Consider the following 15,393-nt stretch of genomic DNA (forward strand, 5'->3'; position numbering starts at 1 on the left):
CCCCGGGTGGCGGCGACTTGCTCCCCTGTCGGGACACGATGCTCCCGGGATGGCCCTTGTGACGGGAGAGGGCTGTCCCTGATTCTTGCCGTGCGCAGCCGCGGGGTTGGCCCCGATGTCCCGCTCCGGGCACGATCGTAACGTCGTGGGCATCGATGGGAGGTGCCCCTGTGAAACGACAGAAACGGGGAACGTGGGCTGCCGCCGTGGCAGTTGTGGCTGGGCTGCTGGTCTCGTCGGGATGCTCGGCCGCGGGATCCGACCGGGCCGGAGGGCATGCCGACGCCCAGCCCACCGTCCTCACCCTCGCCAATCCCGGCGGAGCCGTTGAGCCGCCGCAGTTGGTGGCCTGGGCCAAGCGTGTCGAGCAGATGTCCAAGGGGACCATCAGGATCAGGTTCCGGGACGAGTGGCGCGAAGGGCAGGCCCGCCCCGAGGTGCCAACGCTCGACGATATCCGCAAGGGCAAGGCCGACATGGCCTGGGTGGGGGCCCGCGCCTTCGACCGGGTCGGCGTCACGGACTTCCAGGCGCTGCTGGCACCCATGTTGGTGGACAGCTACGAACTGGAGGCGAAGGTGTTCGAGGCCGGCATCCCGGCCAAGATGCTCGGCGGCGTACGCAAGGCCGGTCTCGTCGGCATCGGCGTCCTGCCGGGCCCCTTGGCGCGCCTGGTAGGTACCCGCAAGCCCATGGTGAATCCGGATGCCCTCAAGGATGAGAAGATCGCCAGTCAGGATTCGGCCCTGATGGACGAAAGCCTGCGGGCCTGGGGCGCCACTCCTGTCCAGGCGCCCCCCGGCGTCGACCTGAGCCCGTTCGGCGGCATACAGATGCAGCTCGGTGCGGTCGTCGGCCGCCACCACGAGAGCGATGCCAAGTACGTGACCGGAAACATCGACCTGTGGCCGCGCGCCCTGGTGGTCGTGATGGGCAAGGCGGCCCACAACAGGTTGTCCGCCCGGCAGCGCGAGATCCTCACCGACGCGCTCAAGCAGACCATCACGAAGGCGGTGGATGCCTCCCGGGCCGAGGACCGGGAATCCGCTCCCACCCTCTGCCGGATGGGAATGAAGCTGCCGTCGGCGTCCGCCTCGGACGTCAAAGCCATGAGGTCGGCCGTGCAGCCGGTCTACGCCAGGCTGCGCAACAACAAACGGACGGGCAACTGGCTCGCGCAGATCCAATTCCTCAAGGAGACGACCGGCGTCGGACCCGATACCGTCTCGTGCCCCGCCAAGTCCACCGCTGCCGGCCCTCTTCAAGGGCAGTGGACCCGCACCATGACCGAGAGCGACTGGCGCCATTGGCCGGGATATGACACGTGGACCGAGCGCCCGCCGAATGGTACTTGGACCCTGGCCTTCAACAACGGCATCCTCACCAAGACCGACCCCAACGGTGAGACCGAGCGGTGGCCCTACCAGACGTTCCGCGACCGGATCCATCTCGACGGACTGGTCACCTTCAACGCCACCTTCCACCTCGACGCAGGGCAGCTCACCTTCGACAACTTCGACATGAGCGACTGCCCGGACTGCGCAGGCTATGTCGTGACCTTCGGCGGCTCCCAGCAGCCCTGGGTGAGCACGGCGGTGGCCCATTGAGAGGGCCCCACGCCGGCCCGGCCGTGCATCGGGGCCAGCCCTGATGTACGGCCGCCCTCCACGCTGTCACCATCGGACCGTGGCCCCGACGCTTCTGATCGTGGATGATCACGCAGGCTTCCGTGCTTTCGCCAGGGCACTGCTGGAGGCGGAAGGCTTCGACGTGGTCGCAGAGGCCGCGGACGGCACATCGGCCCTGTACGCGGCCGAACGACTGGACCCCCAGATCGTGCTGCTGGACATCGTGCTCCCGGACCTTGACGGCTTCGAGGTCTGCGCGCGCCTGACCGGAGGCGGGCGGCAGCGGCCCGCGGTCGTCCTCACCTCAAGCCGCGATGCGACGGCGTATAGAGACCGGCTCAACCGCAGTGCCGCGCGGGGATTCATCCCGAAGGACAGGCTGTCGGGCACCGCGCTGCTGGCGCTGGCCGGGTGAGCGCGCCATGCCGGATCGGATCTTGTCCCTGGCCGACGCCGCGGTGGGCGTGGTGCTCCTCGGGTCGGGCGCGGTGGCCTGGACGGGAAGGCGCCGCAGTCGCGTCGGCGCGCTGATGGCCACGGTCGGGGTGTGCTGGTTTGTGGGCAGTGCCTTCCCTGGCCTGGTGTTCCTGCACCGCGGGCCGCTGGTCCAACTGCACCTGACCTATCCGATCGGGCGGCTGCGCCGGCGGTCGACCGCCGCAGTGGTCGTCTCCGCGTATGTGGCGGCCGTCTACGAGGGCTTCGTACCGGCGCCGTGGGTGGCCGTGGGGCTGTCGATGGCGGTCGTTGCGGCCGCAATCGACGTCTTCGCCCGCACCTCAGGACCGGCCCGCAGGGCAGGCCGGCCGGCGCTGGCCTGCGCCCTGGTCTTCGCCTGCGTGCTGGCTCTGGGCAGCGCCAATGTGCTCCTGGAGTGGGGCGCGGACCGCGCGGTCCTGCTCGTCTACGACGCCGCGGTCTGCCTCGTGGTGATGTGGCTGACGGTGGACCTGTACTACGGGCGCTGGAGCGAGGCGACCGTCTCCGACCTCCTTGTGCAGCTCGCCCAGCGCACGGACACCTCGGGACTGCAGGGCCAACTGGCCAGGGCACTGGGCGATCCCGGCCTCACGCTGGGCTACTGGGTATCGTCGCAGCGTGCCTACGTCGACGAGGCCGGCCGGCCGCTCGCCGTCGACCAGTGCCCGGCGGGGCGGGTGAAGACGGCTGTCGAAAGCGAAGGCGAGCCCGTCGCCGTACTCGTCCATGATCCTGCGGTCCTGGACGACCCTGATCTGATCGACGGAGCCGTCGCGGCGCTTCGCCTGACTGTCGCCAACGCGCGGATGAGGGCGGATATCCGTGCCCGGGTCGCGGAACTCGCCGCATCTCGCCGCCGCGTCGTGGAGGTGGCGGACGCCCAGCGGCAGGCGCTGCAGGCAGAGCTCGCCGCCACAGCACAACACCATCTTGCCCAGGCAGCGCTCCATCTCGCCGCCCTCGAAGCCGAGGCCGGCGGGGAAGTATGCGCTGTGCTGCCGGAGGTGCTGGCCGAGGTGGCCTCCGCCCAGCGCGAACTCGCCCAGTTCGCCCAGGGAATCAGGCCGGAAAGTCTCACCGCCGGCGGACTGGGCGCAGCGGTTCCGCTGCTCGCCGACCGAGCCGGCCTGCCTGTCTGTGTGACGGTCAGGGTCGGCCGGCTGCCGGCTCCGATCGAGGCAGCCCTCTACTTCGTGTGCGCTGAGGCACTCACCAATGTCGTCAAACATGCAGCGGCCACACGGGCGACTGTGGAGGTCGTCGCGGAGGCGGGCGACATCGTGGTGCGCGTGAGCGATGATGGACGCGGCGGGGCCGACGCCAGGGGATCGGGCCTGCGCGGCATCGCCGACCGGGTCGAGGCCTTGGGCGGCAGCATCACTGTCGGCGGTGATGCCACCGGCGGGACGCTGCTCGTGGCCAGGATCACGGCCGAGGCAGTGAGGTCAGACGGGGATCGCGAACGGGGGCGTACCGATGAAGATCGTGATCGCTGATGACTCGATGCTGATCCGTGACGGCCTCGCGCGGCTCCTCGCAGAGGCCGGCTGCGAGGTGGTGGCGACCGCTGACAACACCGCCACGCTGATGCGCAAGCTGGACTCCGTCGCACCGGACGCGGTGATCGTGGACATCAAGATGCCGCCGACGTACACCGACGAAGGCCTGGTTGCGGCCCAGCAGCTGCGATCCAGGCACCCCTCCATGGGCGTACTGGTGTTGTCGCAATATCTCGAGGTGCACTACGCCATGCGTCTGATCAGCAGCGCACCTGAACACCTGGGATATCTCCTCAAGGAGCGCGTAGCGGACGTTGCCCTGCTCGTCGATGGGCTGCGCCGCGTGATCGAGGGGGAGTGCGTCATCGATCCCACGATCGTCACCACGCTGATGCGGCGACCGCGCGACCCCAGCCCGCTCGCCGGCCTGACCGCGAGGGAACTCGAGGTCCTGGCACTCATGGCCGAGGGACGTTCCAACGTGGCCATCGCCGCAAAGCTGTCCATGAGCCCCAAGACACTGGAGGCCCATGTCCGGCAGATTCTGCAGAAGCTGAACCTCCACCAGTCGCCGGACGACCACCGGCGTGTACTCGCCGTCCTGACATACCTACAGGCCGCGCACTGAATCCAGCAGGCCGGGGATTGTGTGAGAGCCCTCCGGCAGCATGCGCCGACCCCTGGCACCCTCTTCGCGACTCACGACCTCGTGCACGGTTGGCCGTGGCTCGGTGCTCGGGTGGCTCGTTGAGCTGTCCACGATGGGGCTGGGGCGCGTGAGTTGATCGTGACGGAGTACCGGGTGACCGGTCTGTCGCCGGTTGTGTTGTCCGGGACGAGCAAGCCCGGGGTCTGCCCGCCCTGGTGGAGGCGGCGGGCTCCGGGAAGCCGTTGACGTCCGTGGCGGTGTAGGAGCCTCAACACCGCTGACAGCCGGGGAAATTGACTGGGCAGGCAAGCAGAGCCCCCATACCGTCGGCCGTATGGCTGACGAGTGTTTCGGGCATCCACGGCTCGCCGCGATCTACGACGCGCTCGACCCCGATCGCGGCGATCTCGATGCGTACGTGGAGATGACGAAGGAGTTCGGGGCACGTCAGGTACTGGACATCGGTTGCGGAACAGGCGTGTTCGCGCTTGCGCTGGCCGGACGGGGCATCGAGGTCGTCGGCGTTGATCCCGCCCAGGCGTCCATCGACGTGGCCCGATCCAAGCCGGGAAGTGAGCGTGTGCGCTGGCTCTGTGGCGATGCGACGTCACTCCCGCCGCTGCGGGTGGACTTGGCAACCATGACGGCGAACGTCGCCCAGCAGATCCTCGAGCCGCAGGCATGGCGGGAGACCCTGCGTGGCGCGTACGAGGCGCTGAGGCCTGGTGGCCGTTTGGTGTTCGAGACCCGGAATCCGGCCAGACGCGCCTGGGAGGAGTGGAACCGTGAAGCCTCCTATCGCGTGACGGAGATCCCGGGTGTCGGCGCCGTCGAGAGCTGGGTGCAGGTGGTGGAGGTGAGCGAGCCGCTGGTGATCTTCCGCTGGACCTACCGGTTCGCTGCCGACGGGCAGGTACTGACGTCGCACTCCACCTTGCGCTTCCGCGAGCGGCGGGAGGTGGAGACGGAGCTGCTCGCCCAGGGCTATGAGGTGGAGGATGTGCGCGACGCGCCCGACCGGCCGGGCAAGGAGTTCGTCTTCGTCGCGCGACGTTCATAGCTCAGCCCCCTGAGGGACCTCGTCGGGCACCGGGCGCTGGGCCAGTGGCGGCGCGGTCGCTCGGCGCCGCAAGCGCACCGCCCGCGGGTGGAGTCGAGCGTGCCGGGGCCGCGTGGAGACCCCATCAGTCCGAAGACGGCTGCGGCTCGTGGGTGTGGGGCCGGGCGAGGGTGTCGGTGGCGGCCTGGGCGAAGTCGTGGATGAGGCGGGAGCGGCGGGCCGCCACCCACGCCAGGGCCACTTCGTTGGGGCCGATGTCCTCCACGCGCAGCGGGATCACGTCCGGCCGGGTGTAGAACTTCGCGGTCGACAGCGGGAGCACGCAGACACCCGCTCCGGCGGCCACGAGTTCGAGTTTCTCCTCCACCTGGTGGATCACCGGGACCTCGGGGCGCCGTCCGTCCTGCAGTTCCAGTGCCACGTCGCGCCACTCGGGAACGGCGTGGGGATCCTGCAGGAGGTGCTCGGCAGCGAGTTCCTTGATGCTCACTGACGTCCTGCCGGCCAAGGAGTGCCCCGTCGGCACCATGACGACGCGGGGCTCCCGGAAGAGCGGACGCATCTGCAGACCGTTGCGGTCAATGGGCAGACGCACGATGCTGACGTCGGCCCGGCCGTCCAGCAGCACCTCCACCTGGTCGTCCCAAGTGGTGCGCAGCAGGCGCACGTTCACGTCCGGATGGTGCGCGGTGAAGGCGACCATGGCCGGGGTGACCGTGATGCCGGGCATGAAGCCGATGGTCAGCGACTGTGTGCCCTGGGCCGCCGATTTCACGCGTCTCATCAGTGCCTGGGCAGAGGCGAGCAGGGGGAGGGCGTCCTCCAGCAGCTGTTCTCCCGCCGGAGTGAGCAGCGTCCCGCGGCGGCCACGGTCGAACACCTCTGCTCCGAGATCGTCCTCGAGGCTGCGGATCTGCCGGGACAGCACCGGTTGCGCGATGTGCAGCTGCTCCGCGGCCCGTCCGAAATGGAGTTCCTGCGCCACGGCTACGAAATAGCGCAGCTTCCGCAGATCAAGATCCACCCGGAATCACCGCCTGCTCCGTCGCCACGGCGTACCCGGTCGGTCGGCCGTTGTGGACCATTTCCGTCCCGGACGCCCTCCGGCACGGCCATGGCAGTCGATCACCAATCTACCGGGCGAGCGCGCACCGCCGCAGACGCTGTCGTCCGGCGGTGCGCAGGTGTGCTCAGCCACGGGCGAGAACGGCCAGAGGGTCGGTGTGGGCGGGTGTCCAGCCCAGTTCCTTCCTGGCCCGGGCCGGAGAGAACTGCTGGTCCAGTGCGAAGGCGTCGGCGATCGGGCCCATCTGTTCACGGGCCTGTTCCAGGCTGATCGACGCGACCTTGCCCTCTATGCCAGCGGCCCGGCTCAGCGCCAGGGCGCACTCCTTGGCGGTGGGGTTGACACCGCCGACGCCGACGTACACCGAACCCGGCTTCGCCTCGAGTGCGGCGACGTACAGCTCAGCGATGTCGTCGATGTGCACCAGCGCCCAGTGGTTGGTCCCGTCGCCGATGTAGGGGATGGCGCCGGCCGCCTTGCCCGGGGTGGTGAAGAAGACGTCGATCAGACGGTTCTCGCCGCCGTACAGCAGGCCGGGCTGTACCACGACGGGGCGGCCACCGCGCCGGGCGCGCTCGAGGACGGCGTCCTCCACGGACTTGCGCCAGGCGACCAGGGACGGCGGGTTCCACGGCGCGCTCTCGTTCGCCACGCCCTGGGTGTCGCCGTAGACCCAGGTTCCGCCCGTGTGCACGTAGGGGCCGCTGCCGACGCCGTCCTGCATGGCACCGGCCGCCTCTAGGTCCTCGGCACCGGTCTCGGCCTGCGCCAGGTGTACGACGGCCTCCGCGCGGGCAGCCGCAGCGTTCAGCATGCCGAGGTCCCCAAGCCCGCCCCGCACCGGTGTCGCGCCGAGGACACGGACGGTCTCGGCGGCGCGGTCGCTGCGGGCCAGGGCCTCCACGGTGTGTCCCTGCCGGATCAGTGCGCCGATGGTCGCCCTGCCGATGTATCCGGATCCGCCGGTGAGGAAAACCCTCATGGTCTTGGCTCCTGTCAGTGGCTCGATGTCTTGCCCCCACAGCCTCCGTCCGGCGACGGCACACCGTCCAAGACCTCTTTCGACGCCTCTGATACCCGTCAGGCATCACGCATGTGCCAGTGGCCGGAGGCACCCATGCATACGAGGCACTGCCCCATGGCTGCCACCACCGAAGCTCGGTCCGCCCTCACACCGAACCGCGTCCACCCCCGGCATTTCGCGAAGGCTGACGCTGCTGCCGGCCGTGGCCACCGAGGCGATCGCCACCAACCTGTACAACGCGCAGCCACTCCTGGATGTGATCGCACGGTCGCTGGGCACCTCGGCCGGCGCCGCGGGTGCGATCGTCACCGTCACCCAACTCGGCTTCGCCGCAGGCCTGGTGTTCGTGCTGCCCCTGGCGGACATCGTCAAGCGCCGCTCCCTGCTGACCGCTCTGCTGCTGCTCGACGCCACCGCGCTCGCCGTGGTGTGCCTGGTCCCCAACGCCGTGCTGGGCCCGGCCAACGTCGCGGCCCAGTTGCTCGTCCCGACTGCGGCCCAGCTCTTCGACAACGCCCGGCGAGGGCGCGCCGTAGCGACCGTCATCAGCGGCCCGCTCACCGGCCTGCTGCTCGCGCGGACCCCGTCTCCTGGGCGAGGGACTTGATCGTGAGCCGGCCGTCCGAGCGCAGAGGGGTGCACCAGCCGAGGGCCGCCGGGTGGGATCGGCGGCCCTCGGTTTTACGGTGCTCTCCTGGCCGAATGGCGGCCGGCGGGTGCGGTCAGGCGCCGCTGGTGTCGGTCGGTGTCGCCTCACCGAGCATGGCGAGGGTCAGCACGTTGCCGGAGATGCCCCAGCCGCCGTCGGCGACCTCTTCGACCAGAACCATGGTGTTGTTACGGGCGCGTTCGCCGTAGATCTCGACGTACAGCTCCGTGGTGCGGGTGACGATCTCCTCCTTCTGCTTCGGGGTGAGGGTCTTCTCGGGGACCTTGAAGTTCGCGAAAGGCATGGCTGGTTGTTCCTTCTCTCAGTGGGGCGTTACAGGGAGCTGCCTGCGGTGAGCAGGCTGTCCAGTCCAGTGCGGCGGAAGAAGTCGGCGCGGACGCGGTCGGTGACTGCGGCGACGACTTCGCTGCCGCCTCGGCTGGGGTCTATGGGGGCGCGCGCCTGGGTTTGCGAAGTGGTTGGTGCCGGTGGTGAACGCGCAGGCCACCACGATCGCGGTGTCGATGCCGAACGGCGCACCTCGGCGTGCGGCGTAGCTGACGTGCAGGGCGTCCATCGCGGCCATGGCGGCGAAGTAGGGGGTCAGGAACGGCGGGCAGCCGCCGCGGGAGCTGGAGCTGCCGATCCACACCAGCGGCCCCGAAACCTGCTCACGCATCGTTCGCCGTGCGGCGCGGTTGGCACGCTGGGTAACCAGTACGTTCAGGTCGACCTGGTGGTCGGTGCCCTAGCACGCCAGGTCGGCCACCGCGGTCGCGTTACGGGTCGCGAGCCGGCGGATGCTCGCGTACTCGGTGTGACCGGCGAGAGACGGAGCACGCACGGACAGCGCGCCGATATGCCGCTGGAGGCCCCTCGGTGACCCGGATGCCCTTCCCGGTGTCGTCGTTCCTCATGACAGGGTCTTTCGTTGAACGGTGGGGTGGCTGCGGACGGTTCAGATGATTCCGCCGTTGGCGCGGACGACCTGGCCGTTGATCCAGTGGCCGGCCGGGGAGGTCAGGAACGCGACGACCTCGGCGATGTCGGCCGGTGTACCGAGGCGCTCCAGCGGAGGCTGGGCGGCCAGGCGGGCAATGGTCTCCTCGTCCTTGCCGTCCAGGAACAGGTCCGTGGCCGTGGGGCCGGGCGCGACGGCGTTGGCGGTGACGTTCCGGCCCCGCAACTCCCGGGCCAGGATGAGCGTCAGCGCCTCGACAGCACCCTTGCTGGCGGAGTACGCGCCGTAGTTCGGGAAGGCCAGCCCCACCACGGACGTGGAGAACGTCACGATCGCACCGCCGGGGCGCACCCGACGGGCGGCCTGCTGGACGACGACGAAGGTGCCGCGGATGTTGGTGCGGTGCAGGTCGTCCAGGACGGCCAGGTCCAGCTCGGCGATCGGCGCCATGTGTGCCCGCCCGGCCGCGTGCACGACGACGTCGACACCGCCGCACTCCGCCTCGGCCGCGTCGAACAGAGCTGCGACGGCGTGTTCGTCGGCGACGTCGGCGCGCACCGCGATCGCCCGGACGCCGCTGTTGACGGCCTCCTTCACGGCGGCTTCGGCCTCGTCCTGATTGCCGGCATAGCCGATCACGACTGCGTACCCGTCGGCGGCCAGCCGGCCGACGATCTGGCGGCCGATGCCGCGCGAGCCGCCGGTGACGATCGCGACCCGGGGTGCGACGGAGGGCTGGGCCGCAGCAGCGGTGGGGACGGGGGAAGGGGGGATAGGCATTGCTGACTCCTGTGGTGGATGCGTGGTCGGGCCGCGGCCTCGCCGTCGCCCTGCTGCGTCGTCAACGATCGGCCGGACCCCCACCCCTAGCCAGGGCTGTGCTTACCCAGGGGATGCCACCCCCTGGCTACGGCTCGGCGCGCGAGCGACCATGAAGCGGTGAACCTTCCAGAACTCGGTGCCTTCCTCAGGACACGCCGCGACCGCATCCGCCCCGCCGAGGTCGGTCTTCCCCAAGGCCCGCGCCGACGCGTCCCCGGACTGCGCCGCGAGGAGGTCGCCCAACTGGCAGGGCTGTCAGCCGACTACTACACCGAGCTGGAACGCGGCAGCGGAAAGCACGGCGTGCAGCCCTCGGCCCAGACTCTGGCAGCCCTCGCCCGAGCCCTGCGCCTGAACGGCGACGAGCGCGACCACCTGTTTCACCTGGCCGAACGGCCGATCCCCCCGGCAGCACACGGATCGTCGGCACACGTGCAGCCCGCGCTTCTCGGACTGCTGGACCGGCTGTCCAACACCCCCGCGCGCGTCATCACCGACCTGCACGAAACCCTGGTGGAAAACGACCTGGCCCGGAACCTCCTTGGCGAGTCCCCGGCACACCGCGGCCCGTCGGCCAGCTTCGTCTACCGCTGGTTCACCGACCCACAGAGCCGCGAGAGGTACCCGCTCGAGGATCATCCGCACCACTCCCGGGTGTTCGTGGCCGACCTCCAGGCAGCGGCCGCCCGGCGCGGCCGGGACGCGGAGGTCACGAAGATGATCGCCGTACTGCGCCGCCGTAGCCCGGAGTTCGCGGCTCTTTGGGACACCCACGACGTCGCGGTGCGCCGCATGGACCACAAGAAGATCGTCCATCCCACGCTCGGCGTCATCGAACTCGACTGCTACAACCTCCTCAGCGAGGACGGACGCCAACGCCTGCTGTGGTTCACCGCCCCGCCCGGGAGCCGGGGAGCCGAACAGCTGGAACTGCTGTCCGTCATAGGAACCCAGGACCTGAGCGTCACCGAGGGCACGGCACCGGAGGGGTTGTCCGCGGCCGAATCCGGATCGCAACGCTGATCCGCGCCGCAGAGGGAGGGCTGCCTTCCCGGCAAGGTGTTGCGGCCCGCACCCCGCTTGCAGAGGTCTCCCCGTCCTCACGGGATGGTCTCCGCAGCGGCAAGCTGTCGGGGCGCGGCAGCGCGTGCGCTTCATGGGTGAGGCGGTCGGCGCCGCCGTAGATCAAGCGGGCGATAGTGGCCCTGAGCTGCGGTGATGAGCTGAGCCCAGGAGGGACCGGTGCCGTTTCAGGTGTGCCGGGAGTGCTTTGCGACTTGGATGAAGCCACGTACCAGTGGGCTGCATGCTGCCCTTGGCCAGGCCACCACGAGATCGCTGGGCGGGCGATCGCTCAGCGGGACGACGACCAGGCCGGCGGGCAACGGCTGATCGATGGGAGCGAGAGCCGATGTGCCGTTCCACAGGACCGCTTGGAGGCATTCCTGGATCGTTCGCACGACCGGCGACGCGTCGTTGTCTCCACTGCCGGTCCAGTACGCCGTCCACACCGGATCGGCGCCATCCGGCAGCCGCACCCACCGGCGGCCGATGAGGTCGGTCGACGAGACCGAGGCACGGCCGGCGAACGGATCATCGTCACGCATCACTACGCCGACGGGTACCGAGCGCAGGACGTGCATGCCGATGCCGGTGTCGGCGAAGGGAGTTCGGGTGATGGCCACGTCGACCAGCCCGGCGCGGAGTCCGGCTGTCGGGTCGCCGAGGTCGGATTCGTGGAGGGTGACGTGGACGTGCGGATGGCGGGCCCGGAACAGTGAGACCAGTCGGCCGCCGACGTGTTCGGCAGCGTCCGCCAGGGTTCCGACGGTGAGGGGTGCCGTGCCCGCCGCAGCTGCCACTCGCCGGCGGATCCGGTCGGCTCGGGCCAGCAATGCCCCCGTTTCGTCGTAGAGAACCTTTCCGGCGGGCGTGAGGGTGACGCCGTTGGGGGTGCGTTCGAACAGGAGGGCGCCGAGTTCGTCCTCGAGGTGCCGGATCGCGCGGCTCAGTGGTGGCTGCGTCATGTGCAGGCGTTGCGCTGCCCGGCCGATGTGGCACTCCTCGGCGACGGCGATGAAGTACCGGAGCGAGCGCAGGTCCACCTCAAGCACGATACCCGTGCGGTATCGGGCGTTCCCAAAGGGTCTTGGACACCGGTCAGTGCGACGGCCAACGATGGAAGCAGCAGAGCCGACGAGGAGGAGTATTCATGGCCGCCCCTGCCCTCACGGTCGGGTGCTTCCCGTACGACACGACGCGGGCGCTGTTCGATGGGACCGTAAGCACCGACGGCATCGACGTCACGATGAAAACCGCGGCGACCCTGCCGGAGCTCTTCGACCGGCTGATCCGCGGAAACGAGTTCGACGTCGCTGAGCTCGGTCTCACCTTCTACCTGCGGTTGCTGGAGACCGGACTGCCGTTCGTGGCGTTGCCGGTCTTCCCGAACCGCGTGTTCCGTCACTCGTGCATCTTCGTCAACACCCACAGCGGGATCACGGAACCGGCCGATCTTGCGGGCAGGACCATCGGCGAGTTCGGTGTCTACGGTCAGGACTCCGGTGTGTGGGCCAAAGGAATCCTGATGGACGAGTACGGATTCAAACCCGAGGAGAGCCGCTGGGTGATCGGGGGCCTCGAACACCCCGGGCCGCCCTTCGACTTCATCCCCCATCCGCACCCGGCCGAAGTCGACGTGCGGGTCGCGCCCGAGGGAAAGACACTGAGCGCGATGCTCGACGCCGGTGAGATCGACGCGCTGTTCTCGGCGAATGTCCCGCAGTGCGTGCTCGACGGATCGGCGAACGTCACCCGGCTGTTCCCCGACTTCGAGCCGCTGGAACGCGACTACTACCGGCGAACCAGCATCTTCCCGATCATGCACACCATCGTCATCCGGCGGGAACTCCTACGGGACCGTCCCGGACTCGCGCACGGCGTCTACCGTGCCTTCTCCCGGGCGAAGGACGCCGCTGCCGAACGCTACCGCCAAAGCCGCAGGCTCTACCAGGTCCAGACCATGATTCCGTGGATGAACGCCCTGGTGGATCGCAACGGTGAAGAGTTCCCCGAGGACTGGTGGCCCTACGGCATCGCAGCCAACCGCGCCGCCCTCGACACCTGCCTGCGCTATCACCACCAGCAGGGCCTGACCAGCCGGCAGTGGAGGATCGAAGACGTCTTCGCTGCGGAATCGCTCGACACATGACCGCCCTCCTGGTCCCGGCACCTCGGTCCCGCCCGGTGCATGAGTGGCTGGCGGGCCATGCAGGAGAGGGCGTGTTGGGGCATGCGATCCAGCCGCTTCGACGCCTGGCCCCCGGTCGACCTCAGCCCACTGCCTTCTTCACGAGGGCGCTGATCAGTTGTTCGTCGGCCGCGGTCAGCTCCTTGAGGGCGTAGGCGGTCGGCCACATCGTGCCCTCGTCGAGTGCCGCCTGGTCGCTGAAGCCGAGCGTGGCGTACCGCGACGTGAACTTCTCCGCGCTCTGGAAGTGGCAGACGACCTTGCCGTCCCTGGCGTACGCGGGCATCCCGTACCAGAGTTTGGGCGTGAGGTCGGGAGCGGCGGTTTTGACGATCTCGTGGATCCGCTCGGCGAGAACCCGGTCCGCTTCCGGCATCTCGGCGATCTTCGCGAGCACGTCCTGCTCCGCTGCCGCCTCCTTCTCCGCCCGGGACGAACCACGCCGCGCCGCCGCCTTCTTCTGCTCGCGTGCGTGCTCCTTCATCGCGGCCCGCTCCTGGGCGGTGAATCCGTCGTACTTCTCGGCGTTCGTGCCGGAGTTCTCGGCGGACGACTTCGTGGACGGCATGGCGGGTTTCCTCTCGTACAAGGTGGACACGACGGTGCGGAAGTACAGGATCGGAAGTCAGGAGGGCGTGGGAGCGGGCGGCGCGGCGGCCTCCCAGGCGAAGCCGTCCGGGTCGGTGAAGGCGCCGGCGGTGCTGCCGAGGACGATGCGGTGCGAGCCGGTGCCGTCGGCGGGGACGCCGAGGTCCTTGGCCAGCGCGTGGCGCTTGTACAGCGCCAGCTTGACGGGGCTGGACTGACCGGGGGCGAACTCGGCGTACTTGCCGCCGAAGCTCTTGGCCACGGTCAGGCCCCGGTCCACGTAGAACTGCTTGGTGGCCTTCACGTCCTCGACCCCGAGCAGCAGGACGACCTCGTCGATCTCGCGGGTGGCGGGGCCGGTGTCCTTCTTCGCGGAGGTCGCGATCTTCCAGATCGTCCCGTCCGGGGCCTGGACGACGCCGCCGTAACCCCACAGCGACTTCGTGGCGGGCTTCAGCACCGCGGCACCGGCGTCCACGGCGGCGTCGACGAAGCCGTCGACAGTGGCCGGCCCGGACACCGTGAGCGCCAGGGTGAAGCCGCGAAATCCAGTCGAGTGCGCCTCGGACGGCCGGAGGCGTATGTACCTGTCGACGCCGAAGGCGCCGTAGAAGCGGCGGGCGGCCTCGGGGTCGGCCACCTCAAGGGTGACGGACGCGAGGATCGTGTGGGCTGCGGTGGAAGTGGTGGTTGCCATGTCCATCACGCTAGGGGCTGGGCGCTGGCCGGGGCTTCTCGAATCCTGACCGGTCTCGTCAGTTGCTTGGCCACGCACGGGGGCATCTCCTCCACGCCCGCCGCACCGACTGGGCTCCAGGGCGGCGATCGCCCCCGGAAATCACAACATGATCGAACGACTTATTCAGTGGACTAAGTCGGTATCATGGTGTCATGGCTCATGTTTCTGCGGCCGAGCGCCGTCCTCAGCTGATCAAGGCCGCCATCGACCTCATGACGAGGGAAGGTGTGGCTGCCGGAAGTACCCGTGCCATCGCCGCCGAGCTGGGTGTGGCCCAGGCGACAGTGCACTACACCTTCGGCACCAAGGAGGACCTGTACCGGGCCGTCATGGAGCAGCTCACCCATGATCTGATCGCGCAGGTCGAACGGGCGACGCCCGCGGACGCCGGCTTCGAGGAGACGCTCACCGCACTCGCCGCCGCCCTGTGGCAGACCGTGCGCGAGCAGCCGACCACCCATCAGCTGCTCACCGAACTGTCCATGTTCGCGCTCCGGACGCCCCGGCTGCAGGAGGCCCTGGAGGGCCACTACCGCGAGGTGACGGCCGTGACCACGAAGCTGGTGACCGAGGCCGCCGAGCGCGCCGGTCACCAGCTCGCCCAGTCGGCGGAGACCCTCGCCCGGTTCTTCCTGGCGGGCTTCGACGGCCTCTCGTCGCAGCATCTCGCGCTGCCGGACGAGGAAGCCGAACACACCTGTCTGCAGGCCCTGGTCTCCGCTGTCGTCGCTCTCGCCGGAGGCCGAATGGAGTTCGTGACCCTGCCGAGGAGCTGACGGCAGGGCGGCACGGGCCGGCCTCCCCCTCGTCGCCGTCGCAGAGCGGTGACTTACGGATCCGCGGTGCGGGGCCGGTCGTACACCTCCAGGTTCCGGCGGAGTCATCTCCCTTCCTGGAGCAGCATCTGCGCCCCGTTGCCAGCGCACTGCATCCTCAACGCCCAAGCGGCCGCTGCCCCTGACATCGGTCAGGGGCAGC

The 15,393-nt window shown here is 69.3% G+C and carries 16 protein-coding genes; 9 read left to right on the forward strand and 7 right to left on the reverse strand.

Going from position 1 to position 15,393, the window contains the following annotated elements:
* Positions 1-206: 206 nt before the first annotated feature.
* The 5 genes from ABT254_RS34620 to ABT254_RS34640 all read left to right on the forward strand — a co-directional run bounded on the left by ABT254_RS34620 (position 207) and on the right by ABT254_RS34640 (position 5,316).
* On the forward strand, positions 207-1,607 hold the full coding sequence (locus ABT254_RS34620) for a TRAP transporter substrate-binding protein (RefSeq protein WP_351479098.1): 1,401 nt from the start codon (positions 207-209) through the stop codon (positions 1,605-1,607).
* 100 nt (positions 1,608-1,707) lie between these two features.
* Positions 1,708-2,043, forward strand: a complete 336-nt coding sequence (locus ABT254_RS34625) for a response regulator (protein WP_351479101.1) — start codon at positions 1,708-1,710, stop codon at positions 2,041-2,043.
* Between the two features lie 7 nt (positions 2,044-2,050).
* Entirely contained in the window at positions 2,051-3,604 is a 1,554-nt protein-coding gene (locus tag ABT254_RS34630; RefSeq protein ID WP_351479104.1) for a sensor histidine kinase, read from the forward strand.
* A complete protein-coding gene (locus ABT254_RS34635; RefSeq protein ID WP_351479107.1) occupies positions 3,585-4,235 on the forward strand; it encodes a response regulator in 651 nt (216 codons plus the stop codon). Before ABT254_RS34630 ends, ABT254_RS34635 begins: the two co-directional genes overlap by 20 nt.
* A gap of 355 nt (positions 4,236-4,590) precedes the next feature.
* Positions 4,591-5,316 (forward strand): class I SAM-dependent methyltransferase, encoded by a 726-nt coding sequence (locus ABT254_RS34640; protein ID WP_351479110.1) that lies wholly within the window; start codon positions 4,591-4,593, stop codon positions 5,314-5,316.
* A gap of 124 nt (positions 5,317-5,440) precedes the next feature.
* On the opposite strand, the gene ABT254_RS34645 is transcribed toward ABT254_RS34640, so the two are convergent.
* A complete protein-coding gene (locus ABT254_RS34645) occupies positions 5,441-6,340 on the reverse strand; it encodes a LysR family transcriptional regulator (RefSeq protein WP_351479112.1) in 900 nt (299 codons plus the stop codon).
* Positions 6,341-6,506: 166 nt separating this feature from the next.
* Complete coding sequence (locus ABT254_RS34650; RefSeq protein WP_351479115.1) at positions 6,507-7,364, reverse strand: NAD-dependent epimerase/dehydratase family protein; 858 nt, start codon at positions 7,362-7,364, stop codon at positions 6,507-6,509.
* Positions 7,365-7,608: 244 nt separating this feature from the next.
* Here ABT254_RS34650 and ABT254_RS34655 point away from each other — a divergent pair, with 244 nt between their 5' ends.
* Positions 7,609-8,013, forward strand: coding sequence for an MFS transporter (locus ABT254_RS34655; RefSeq protein ID WP_351479118.1), 405 nt, complete (start codon positions 7,609-7,611; stop codon positions 8,011-8,013).
* Positions 8,014-8,128: 115 nt separating this feature from the next.
* Here the strand turns inward: ABT254_RS34655 and ABT254_RS34660 are convergent, their stop codons facing one another.
* Together ABT254_RS34660 and ABT254_RS34665 are read right to left on the reverse strand one after the other, a co-directional pair.
* A complete protein-coding gene (locus ABT254_RS34660) occupies positions 8,129-8,359 on the reverse strand; it encodes a tautomerase family protein (RefSeq protein ID WP_055605645.1) in 231 nt (76 codons plus the stop codon).
* A gap of 654 nt (positions 8,360-9,013) precedes the next feature.
* Positions 9,014-9,796, reverse strand: a complete 783-nt coding sequence (locus ABT254_RS34665) for an SDR family oxidoreductase (RefSeq protein ID WP_351479121.1) — start codon at positions 9,794-9,796, stop codon at positions 9,014-9,016.
* A 159-nt stretch (positions 9,797-9,955) separates the two neighbouring features.
* On the opposite strand from ABT254_RS34665, the gene ABT254_RS34670 reads away from it, so the two are divergent.
* A complete protein-coding gene (locus ABT254_RS34670; RefSeq protein WP_351479124.1) occupies positions 9,956-10,861 on the forward strand; it encodes a helix-turn-helix transcriptional regulator in 906 nt (301 codons plus the stop codon).
* Positions 10,862-11,088: 227 nt separating this feature from the next.
* Here ABT254_RS34670 and ABT254_RS34675 read toward each other — a convergent pair whose 3' ends face one another.
* The gene (locus ABT254_RS34675) at positions 11,089-11,943 is read right to left on the reverse strand and encodes a LysR family transcriptional regulator (RefSeq protein WP_351479127.1); all 855 of its coding nucleotides are present in this window, start codon (positions 11,941-11,943) and stop codon (positions 11,089-11,091) included.
* Positions 11,944-12,050: 107 nt separating this feature from the next.
* Here ABT254_RS34675 and ABT254_RS34680 point away from each other — a divergent pair, with 107 nt between their 5' ends.
* Positions 12,051-13,049, forward strand: a complete 999-nt coding sequence (locus tag ABT254_RS34680; protein ID WP_351479130.1) for a substrate-binding domain-containing protein — start codon at positions 12,051-12,053, stop codon at positions 13,047-13,049.
* A 121-nt stretch (positions 13,050-13,170) separates the two neighbouring features.
* Here the strand turns inward: ABT254_RS34680 and ABT254_RS34685 are convergent, their stop codons facing one another.
* Both ABT254_RS34685 and ABT254_RS34690 read right to left on the reverse strand, forming a co-directional pair.
* Entirely contained in the window at positions 13,171-13,656 is a 486-nt protein-coding gene (locus ABT254_RS34685) for an iron chaperone (protein WP_351479133.1), read from the reverse strand.
* Positions 13,657-13,713: 57 nt separating this feature from the next.
* On the reverse strand, positions 13,714-14,379 hold the full coding sequence (locus ABT254_RS34690) for a VOC family protein (RefSeq protein ID WP_351479136.1): 666 nt from the start codon (positions 14,377-14,379) through the stop codon (positions 13,714-13,716).
* 188 nt (positions 14,380-14,567) lie between these two features.
* On the opposite strand from ABT254_RS34690, the gene ABT254_RS34695 reads away from it, so the two are divergent.
* Positions 14,568-15,191 carry a TetR/AcrR family transcriptional regulator gene (locus ABT254_RS34695; protein WP_351479139.1) on the forward strand — a complete coding sequence of 208 codons (624 nt, stop codon included), beginning with the start codon at positions 14,568-14,570 and terminating at the stop codon, positions 15,189-15,191.
* Positions 15,192-15,393: the final 202 nt, after the last annotated feature.

Source organism: Streptomyces sp. NPDC001137 (assembly GCF_040298885.1).
Lineage (GTDB): Bacteria > Actinomycetota > Actinomycetes > Streptomycetales > Streptomycetaceae > Streptomyces.